The sequence below is a fragment of the Actinoplanes sp. NPDC051633 genome (genome assembly GCF_040681735.1).
In the GTDB taxonomy this organism is placed as follows: Bacteria; Actinomycetota; Actinomycetes; order Mycobacteriales; family Micromonosporaceae; genus Actinoplanes.
The window spans coordinates 22,186-29,634 of record NZ_JBFAZH010000007.1; the positions used below are offsets into that span (position 1 = coordinate 22,186).

General features: G+C 68.1%; 9 protein-coding genes and 1 pseudogene. 9 read left to right on the forward strand and 1 reads right to left on the reverse strand.

Annotated features, from left to right (window positions below; translation table 11 throughout):
* The first annotated feature begins 13 nt into the window (after nt 1-13).
* From AB0M20_RS01075 to AB0M20_RS01105, 7 genes are all read left to right on the forward strand, one after another.
* Nucleotides 14-865 (forward strand): aldo/keto reductase, encoded by an 852-nt coding sequence (locus tag AB0M20_RS01075; protein ID WP_364291690.1) that lies wholly within the window; start codon nt 14-16, stop codon nt 863-865.
* Between the two features lie 635 nt (nt 866-1,500).
* The gene (locus tag AB0M20_RS01080) at nt 1,501-1,992 is read left to right on the forward strand and encodes a hypothetical protein (RefSeq protein ID WP_364291693.1); all 492 of its coding nucleotides are present in this window, start codon (nt 1,501-1,503) and stop codon (nt 1,990-1,992) included.
* An 85-nt stretch (nt 1,993-2,077) separates the two neighbouring features.
* Nucleotides 2,078-2,539 carry a hypothetical protein gene (locus tag AB0M20_RS01085; RefSeq protein ID WP_364291696.1) on the forward strand — a complete coding sequence of 154 codons (462 nt, stop codon included), beginning with the start codon at nt 2,078-2,080 and terminating at the stop codon, nt 2,537-2,539.
* Complete coding sequence (locus AB0M20_RS01090; RefSeq protein WP_364291699.1) at nt 2,536-3,252, forward strand: hypothetical protein; 717 nt, start codon at nt 2,536-2,538, stop codon at nt 3,250-3,252. Before AB0M20_RS01085 ends, AB0M20_RS01090 begins: the two co-directional genes overlap by 4 nt.
* Nucleotides 3,253-3,820: 568 nt before the next feature.
* Complete coding sequence (locus tag AB0M20_RS01095; protein WP_364291702.1) at nt 3,821-4,456, forward strand: hypothetical protein; 636 nt, start codon at nt 3,821-3,823, stop codon at nt 4,454-4,456.
* Nucleotides 4,457-4,496: 40 nt separating this feature from the next.
* Nucleotides 4,497-4,949, forward strand: coding sequence for a DUF2809 domain-containing protein (locus AB0M20_RS01100; RefSeq protein ID WP_364291705.1), 453 nt, complete (start codon nt 4,497-4,499; stop codon nt 4,947-4,949).
* Nucleotides 4,946-5,317, forward strand: a complete 372-nt coding sequence (locus tag AB0M20_RS01105) for a VOC family protein (RefSeq protein ID WP_364291708.1) — start codon at nt 4,946-4,948, stop codon at nt 5,315-5,317. Before AB0M20_RS01100 ends, AB0M20_RS01105 begins: the two co-directional genes overlap by 4 nt.
* 32 nt (nt 5,318-5,349) lie before the next feature.
* Here AB0M20_RS01105 and AB0M20_RS01110 read toward each other — a convergent pair whose 3' ends face one another.
* On the reverse strand, nt 5,350-5,868 hold the full coding sequence (locus AB0M20_RS01110) for an AAA family ATPase (RefSeq protein ID WP_364291711.1): 519 nt from the start codon (nt 5,866-5,868) through the stop codon (nt 5,350-5,352).
* A 95-nt stretch (nt 5,869-5,963) separates the two neighbouring features.
* Here AB0M20_RS01110 and AB0M20_RS01115 point away from each other — a divergent pair, with 95 nt between their 5' ends.
* Together AB0M20_RS01115 and AB0M20_RS01120 are read left to right on the forward strand one after the other, a co-directional pair.
* Nucleotides 5,964-7,217, forward strand: coding sequence for a MerR family transcriptional regulator (locus tag AB0M20_RS01115; protein ID WP_364291714.1), 1,254 nt, complete (start codon nt 5,964-5,966; stop codon nt 7,215-7,217).
* A gap of 12 nt (nt 7,218-7,229) precedes the next feature.
* Nucleotides 7,230-7,449: pseudogene (locus tag AB0M20_RS01120) on the forward strand (threonine aldolase); the annotation flags it as partial.

The following is a 7,449-nucleotide window of genomic DNA, read 5'->3' on the forward strand; positions in this document are numbered from 1 at the left end:
GTAAGCCCAATGCATGTCACAGTTGCCTTCGCTCACCCTCAACGACGGACACACCATCCCGCAGCTCGGGTTCGGGGTGTTCCAGATCCCGCCCGCCGAGACCCGCGCGGCCACCGAGACGGCCATCAGGATCGGGTACCGGCACATCGACACCGCGGAGATGTACAACAACGAGCGCGGCGTGGGCGAGGCGGTCGCGAGCTCGGGGCTCGACCGGGCCGAGTTCTTCATCACCAGCAAGCTCAGCAACGCGGCGCACAAGCCCGACGACGCCCGCCGCGCCTTCGACCGCACCCTCGAGGAGCTGGGGTCGGACCACGTCGACCTGTTCCTGATCCACTGGCCGCTGCCGATGCTGTACGACGGCGACTTCGTGCAGACGTGGCGCACGCTCGAGGAGTTCAAGGCCGACGGGCGGGCCCGCTCGATCGGCGTCTCGAACTTCACGCCGGCCCACCTGCAGCGCCTCGCCCAGGAGTCCGAGGTCACGCCGGCCGTCAACCAGATCGAGATCCACCCGTACTTCACGAACGACGAGACCCGCCAGTTCGACGCCAGCCACCAGATCGTCAACGAGTCGTACTCGCCGATCGCCCAGGGTGAGGTGCTCGACGACTCGACGATCACGTCGATCGCGAAGGCCGTGGGCAAGACGCCGGCCCAGGTGGTCCTGCGCTGGCACATCCAGCGCGGCGACGTGATCTTCCCGAAGAGCAAGACCGAGTCGCGGGTACGCGAGAACTTCGAGATCTTCGACTTCGAGCTGGACAACGCGTCCATGAACGCGATCAGTTCCCTGGACCGGGGCGAGAAGGGCCGCACCGGCGGCAACCCGGACACCATGGACTGGGTCCCGAAGAGCTAGCCCTTCTTCGAGTACGCCCAGACGGCCGGCGCCACAGCGCGTCGGCCGTCGTGTGTCCGGTGTGTCCGTATATCGGCTCGGCGCGCCCGCCAGGACCGGTCGCCGCCGGGACAGAACCGTTAGCGCGAAGCATCTTTCAGGGGACCCGGCCCCCGATCCGGCTTAATCCGTTAGAGCGCGCGGCAACAAATAAACGTGTCGCACCGCAGAAATGCGCGCGAAAAACCGGCCGGGAACTTCACATGCACCTCACGCCGCTCGGCGTTTCGAGGCCTCTCACATGATCCTCCCAGCGAACCTGGCTTGAGTTCCCGGCGGGTTGCTGATAGCGGGCGATTTCCGCAGCGAGACGGGGTTGTTGCGGTGTTGCCGGCGGGCCGCGGAGATCGACAGTGGATGGGCGCGGTGGCCGCCCGTCATCCTCTTGGGCTAACCCGACCGGCGCGACCCGCCCACCCCACTGTTTGTCATAGGGCAAACGGAAGCACTATCGCGGCGGAATGCCGTTTCGGTCATCTTTGTCCCAGCGCCGGAACGGTCCACCGGATCCGGCGAACACCAAAAGCGAGTGCACCGAAACGCCGGCACCTGCCGAGTTCGCGGGCAGCACGATCCCCGTCCTGGAGGACCAAGTAATGCGCAAGCTCACCAAGCGTTCCGCCGCCATCGTTACCGCCTCTGTCGTCGCCGTAGGCGCGGCCGGCGCGGCCTTCGCTTGGAGCCTGACCGGCGGCGGCGAGGCATCGGCTACCGCGGGGACGACCAAGAACTTGGTGGTAGAGGCGGCGTTGGCGAACGACTCTCTCGTGCCTGGCGTTCCGCGTAATCTCAATTTCGTCGTCAAGAATAAGAACGACTTCCCGGTCGTTGTGACCGGCGCCACCATCTCCGAGGTTAAGGGCGGTGACGGCGATTGCGTCGCCGACGCAAACGTCAAGGCTATTGATGGGAGCGCCCTCTACGGAGACGTGAACTATCGGACGCTTCCTGCTGGGTCGAACTCCAACCCTGGGGAGAAGACGCTGACGTTGGTGAACGCTGTGCGAATGGTCCCCACCGCTCCGGACGCCTGCCAGGGCAAGAACTTCACGTTCACCATGACCGTCTCCGCGACGACCCCTAGCTAACGCTTCGGCGCCTCGGCGGGAGGCGGCTCGGGCCGCCTCCCGCATCGCGTCTGCGACCAGCCAGGCCCGCCCACATGGAGGACTCGTGTCGAACAGCAGAAGGATTGCCCTTGCTGCGGCGCTGGGCGTCGCCGCTGTTACCGCGGTCAGCAATCCGTTCGACTCACGAGCGATGTCACTCGCCGCATCGCGTGGCCAGGTACACGGCTACGGGAACCAAGGTTTTGAGATCGTCGGCGTCCCGGCGAAGGGTCTTCATCCGGGCGGGATCCGAACCGTGCGGCTGACCTTCGTGAATCCTGCGCGGGAGCCCATCAAGGTCACTGCGGTGTCGGGATCGGTTGTGTCGACGTCCAAGGCGGCCTGCAAGCCGAAGGCGACAAATCTCGTCGTCCGCGGGTATCGCGGTCGCCTTCCGGTCGAGGTGCCGAGCCGCGGCAAGAAAGCGGCCGGCGAACTCGAGCTTTACATGCCGACCTCCGCGGCCGACGCCTGCAAGGGCGTGACCTTCAAGATCAAGATGACGGGCAAGGCGGTCAAGAAGTGAAGCGCGAACTCAAGAGTGCGCTCGTCGTCGCCACTGCGGTCGCCCTGGCGACCGGCGGCACCTTGGTCGCCTACGCCTGGGAGGTTCCGTCCAAGACCGTGCAGGCCAAACTCCGCGCGGCGAAGATGCCGCGCGGCATCGAGCCGAGCGTGGCACCTCGCGGCGCGACGGCGCTGGTGACCTGGAGCTCGCAAGAGGTCACGGACGGCGTGACGATGACTGACTACGTCATCACCGCCCACAGTGTTGACACGCCGGCGAAGCAACCCGTCGCTCACAAGGTGGCGGCGGCCAAAGCCGACTCGCAGTCAGTAGTCTTCACCGCTGCCGAGCTGGCCGGCGGCAGTTGGCGATGGACGCTCACTCCGAAGCTTCACTCTTGGACCGGCGCCGAAAGTCCGCGCACCAAGAAGCTGACCTTCCCTGAAGCGACAGCCGCCGACCTTCTGGTCTCTAGCGAGACGCCGGCCGACGTCGCACCGAGTCGGGACTCCGCCAACACAACGACGCCATCAACCACCAGCCCTTCATCAAGCGCAGTCACCGAGTCGAAGCCCGCAGCGGCGACGGAGACCAGCGAGCCGACCAAGGACCCCGAGCCGACCGCCGAGCCGGAGGAAACCCGAGCCTCCACCGAGCCGCCGGCGGTGGTGGAGCCGAGTTCTTCTGAATCAAGTAAAGCCGCCGCGGATGACAAAGCCGCGGACAAGTAAAGACATTCTCATTAACGGCCCTCGGCGACCCGCCGGGGGCCGTTTTCGGTATCGAACGATGTGCGACGGAACACGGAAGGGTTAAACCGTTTCGGTGGCCGTATCCTTTGAAAGCTCAATCTCCGCGGACGCTCGACCTATTCCACATCCGACGGAGTCGCGGCATCATCCTTCGTGTCGGCAAGTGCGTCTGCACGTGCGGACGAACGAAGGATTCTCGAAAACTATATCGGCATCCCGCTCGCGTTTGACAAGCGAGTCGCGGGCTCCTTCGGCATTCTTGCTGAACACGCCGCTGATATGAGCCCGCCTTTCGTTGGCTTGCCGTCATTTGAACCGCTTGCATCCCCCGTGCGGGTTAAGCCAGACAGTTCGCGCCGTTCGCATTATGCCCGCACAACGCGGACGGAATCCCGATCACAAAACCTGCCCCGATCGTGGAGTGTGGAACATGCCGGTGCACCGACCGGCGTTCAAGATCCCGACGGTCCGCAGGAGGATCACGCCGCATGCGAAACCCCAGCACACGGCCTGCAGCCACCACTCCCGAAGCGCTGGGCGGCGCATCGTGAAGCGGGACGTGCAGGCCCTCCTCGACGGGTTGACGAAGCGGGACACCAGCGTCACCAACAAGTCCGGCATGACGCCGGTGCCGGAGCCGGACGAGCCCACGTGGGAGGTTCTGCGGCCGAACTCGGGGCGGGAAGCAATGCGTAGGTTCGACGGGCGTACACGGTCGATACTGACCGTGGCCGCTGTCATTGCGATCACCGTCAACGCCGGTGTGGCCTGGGCCTACTGGCGGATCACCGAGTCGGAGCCGAAACCCGCCGAGGCCGGCACCGCGGTCGAGATGACCCTGCGGGGCCGCTCGGACTACAACCGTCCGCTCGAGCCGGGCGGCAAGGGCGACCTCACGGTGAGTGTGAGCAACGCCAAGAACTTCCCGGTCCGGGTCACCTCCGTCCGCGAAGCCGCCGGTGGTGTGGTGGCCGACGACGCGCACCGCGACGCCGGCTGCAAGGCCCCGGTCGTGACGCTGTCGCAGAAGTCGTTCACGGTGAAGTGGGACGTCGAACGCAACGACGTGGGCGCGTTCACGATCGAGGACGGCCTGACGATGGCGCCCGGCGCGCACTCGGCCTGCCTCGGTGCGATTTACACGATCCCGGTGCAGGTGAGCGGCTTCAGCCAGGGGAAGTGAGTACGGTGAGAGCTTGCCCGCTCCTGCTAGACATCCGGGCATGCGGGCTCGTCTGATCGCCGTCGCGGCTTGCTGCGCGATCCTCGGGCTGGGCCTGGCGGTCCGCGCGTTCGCCGGTGGGGCCTTCGGGCAGCATGCGGGCACCGCCCTGTACGCGGCGATGATCTACGCGGGCATCTACGTGTTGGCCCCGGAGGGGCCCGGGTTCTCCGCCCTTGCCGGAGGCTCAGCGGCCGGCAGCGGCACAGCCCCGGCGACGAGGCCGTGGGTGGCCGGCGCGGTGGCGGTCACCTTCTGCTGGATCGTCGAGTTCGCCCAGCTGACCGGCGTGCCGGCGGATCTGGCCGAGCGCAGTCAGCTCGCCCGGCTCGTGCTCGGCGCGCAGTTCGACCCCACCGACCTGCTCTGGTACGTCCTCGGCGTCGTACCGATCGCAGCGATGCACAGCGCATTGGTGAAACTGTCGTACCCGCGCCCTACGGTCGAGCCATGACTTGGAAGATTGAGCTCATTCCCGTGCCCGTGACCGACGTCGAGCGGGCCAAGGCGTTCTACGAGCAGGTCGGCTTCAACGCCGACCACGACTACAAGGTGAGCGAGGGCCTGCGGTTCGTTCAGCTGACCCCGCCCGGGTCGGCCTGCTCGATCGTGATCGGCGACGGCATCACCGAGAAGGCTCCGGGCACGCAGGAGATCCAGGTGGTCGTCCCCGACGCCGAGGCGGCTCGCAAGCAGCTGCTCGACGCGGATGTCGAGGCGAGCGAGGTGGACGCCCAGCCGTGGGGCAATTTCGTCTACTTCCGCGACCCCGACGGCAACAAGTGGTCGCTCCAGGCGATCGAGTCGCGACCCAACGGTTGACGCGCCCCAACGGTTGACGGGGTGCAATTTGGTCAGCTCCAGAGCGCCGCGCGGACACGGCCGGTCAGGGCGGGGATGTCGATCGGGTTGCGGGCGTCGACCCGGATGACCTGGCCGATGGCGAGCGGCTCGGCCTCGGCCGCCCAGATGGGCCAGTCGGCGGTTGAGTGGTCGTCGTCGCGATAGAGGCCGTGCCTGTTGCGGGCGACGAATCGGCGGCGGGCCACCTCCGCCGGCACGTCGCACCAGACCTCGACGACGCCCGTGGCGCCGGAGGTGGCCAGGCCGTTGCGGGCATGGTCGAGGTCGCGCGGGCGAAACCACCAGGAGTCGACCACCACCGTGCCGCCGATCTGGGCGGCGAGCATCCAGATCGTCTCCATGGCGACGGCGCCCAGCGCGGGCAGCTCGGTCACGACGGCGTCGGCGAGCGCCTCCTTGATCCGGTCCTTGGAGAGGTATGCGGCACCGAGCCCGTTGGCCAGGCGCGGCGCGAGGCTGCTCTTGCCGGCGCCGGGCAGCCCGTTGACCATAACCACGTCCCGCGCCACGTCGATCACCTCCCACGAGGTGATGCCCGAGGTGGCCGGAGAGATAACTGAGGAACCTTGACTCTCTACCTGGTTGAGGCGGCAGCTTGAGCGGCGTGGAGAACGACGTGCGCGGCATGCTCAGCATGCTCGGCATCGGGGAGCTGGCACGGGAGAGCGGCCTGACGGTCAGCGCCCTGCGGTTCTACGACCGGGCCGGGGTGCTCGTGCCGGCCGTGGTCGATCCGGTGACCGGGTACAGGCGATATCGCGACGGCCAGCTGCGCGCGGCGCGGCTGGTGGCGGCGTTGCGGCGGGTCGGCATGCCGGTCGCGGAGATCACTGCGGCGGTGCGGGCCCTGCCCGACCCGGCCGCGGTGCGGCCGCTGCTCGATATGCACCTGCGCCGGCTCGAGGACGGCCTGGCCGATGCCCGCCGCGAGATCTCCCGTGCCCATGCCCTGCTCAACCAGGAGGTCCACGTGACCCGAGTGACCCTGCCCGCCGCCGCGCTCGCCGCGGCGGTGAACGCAGTCCGCTTCGCAGCCCACCCGGCGGTCCCCGCCGAAGACAGCGCCGGAAATGAGGGCGGCGCAGATGCGGCCGATTCCGGCAACGACGCCATCGCGGCGCTGGCCGGCATCCTCTTCGAGGCCGGCGAAGGCGCCCTCACCTTGGTCGCGACCGACCGTTTCCGGCTCGCCACCACGACCATCCCGGCCACCGTCGAGGGGCCGCCCGTGCGGGTCATCGTCCCCGCGGACGCCATCGACTTAGCGAGCGACGGCGACGACCGGGTGACGTCGAGCGACGACGACCGGGAGACGTTGACGTCGAGCGGCGACGGCCGGGTCGCGGTGACGTCGAGCGTCGGCGACCGGGTCGCAATGACGTCGAGCGTCGGCGACCGGGTCGACAGGACGTCGAGCGGCGACGACCAGGTCACGTTGACGCTGAGTGCCGACGAGGTGAGCATCGGCGGCGCGACCCACCGGCCGATCCCCGGTGATTATCCGGACTTCCGGCGGCTGGTGCGCACCGCGACGGGGCCGCGGGTCCAGGTCGACGTGGCGGCCCTGCGGTCGGCGGTGGAGAGCGCGCCCGACGTGTGGCGGGAGCACGACGGGCGCAAGTACCCGACGACGATCTTGACGGTCGACAGTGCCGGGGAGCTTCGGCTGGCGGCCGAGGACGAGTGGGCCGGCGATGCCGAGGCGCACGTTGCGGTGCACCGGGACTTCCTGTTGCAGGCCCTCGATGCGGGCGGCGCCGGGCAGTTGGTGCTGGAGCTCGACGGGCCGATCCATCCGCTGGCCATTCGCACGGCGCAACGCGACCGATTCTCACTATTGATGCCGGTCCGGCACTGACAGACTGGGCCGGTGGACGACGACGAGATCCGCCGCCGGCGGGCCCTGTGCACCGACACCTTCCACGGCAACGGCCTGGCCCGGCCCGCTGAACTGCTGACCTCGATCCCGCCGGCGACGGAGGCGGATCTCTACGGCGACGGCGGCGTGGTGACCGAGCTCGAGCGCCACGTCGCCGGCCTGCTGGGCAAGCCGGCCGCCGTCTTCCTGCCCAGCGGCACCATGGCGCAGG